Below are 973 nucleotides of genomic sequence, written 5' to 3'. Positions count from 1 at the left end.
CTATAACTCCGCCTATTTCGAGCATGCCTTCCTTGCCGACCAGATGGGCGTGCAACTGGTCGAGGGACAGGATCTGCGCGTGGTCGACGGCCATGTCACGATGCGCACCACCGAAGGCTACAAACAGATCGACGTGCTCTACCGGCGCGTCGACGATGCCTTCCTCGATCCGCTGACCTTCCGGCCGGATTCCGCGCTCGGCGTGCCGGGCATCATGGATGTCTACCGCGCCGGCAATATCACGATCGCCAACGCGCCGGGAACCGGCATCGCCGACGACAAGGCGATCTATTCCTACATGCCCGAGATTGTCGAGTTCTACACCGGGCGCAAGGCGATCCTCGGCAATATCCCGACCTGGCGCTGCTCGGAGGCCGACAGCCTGAAATATGTGCTGGAGCACATCAGCGAGCTCGTGATCAAGGAAGTCCACGGCTCGGGCGGTTACGGCATGCTGGTCGGCCCGGCGGCGACCAAGAAGGAATGTGAGGCGTTCGCCAAGAAGCTGCAGGCGAAGCCGGCAAACTATATCGCCCAGCCGACGCTGGCGCTGTCGACCTGCCCGATCCTGACCGAAAAGGGCCTGTCGCCGCGCCATGTCGATCTTCGGCCTTACGTGCTGGTCTCCGACCGCATCCAGCTTGTGCCCGGAGGGCTGACGCGGGTTGCGCTGAAGGAAGGCTCCCTTGTGGTCAACTCCTCGCAGGGCGGCGGGACGAAGGATACGTGGGTGCTGGATGATTGAGACGAGCGAATAGCGAGTAGCGAGTAGCGAGTAGGGAAAAGAGGGAAATACGACGGCAATCAATTCCTACCGAGATCTGATCGTTTGGAAGGCGGCCTTGAAGTTGGCAGTAAATTGCTACTCGGCCACGAAAGGTTTTCCGAACAGCGAAGCATACGGGATGACCTCTCAGATACGACGCTCGGCGGCTTCCATCGCAGCGAATGTTGCAGAGGGTCACGGAAGAGA

The 973-nt window shown here is 60.6% G+C and carries 2 protein-coding genes; both read left to right on the top strand.

All coding sequences use genetic code 11. From position 1 onward, the window contains the following. The coding region (locus EOA29_RS37960; protein WP_189479146.1) for a circularly permuted type 2 ATP-grasp protein at positions 1–745 on the top strand (745 nt) is incomplete at its 5' end. A gap of 58 nt (positions 746–803) precedes the next feature. After that, positions 804–973: four helix bundle protein (locus EOA29_RS37955; protein WP_127222487.1), on the top strand; the 170-nt coding region annotated here is incomplete at its 3' end.

Source organism: Mesorhizobium sp. M1E.F.Ca.ET.063.01.1.1, assembly GCF_003998155.1.
Taxonomy (GTDB): domain Bacteria; phylum Pseudomonadota; class Alphaproteobacteria; order Rhizobiales; family Rhizobiaceae; genus Mesorhizobium.
Note: the sequence above shows the minus strand (reverse complement) of the source record. Positions and strands in the feature narration are given on the sequence as shown.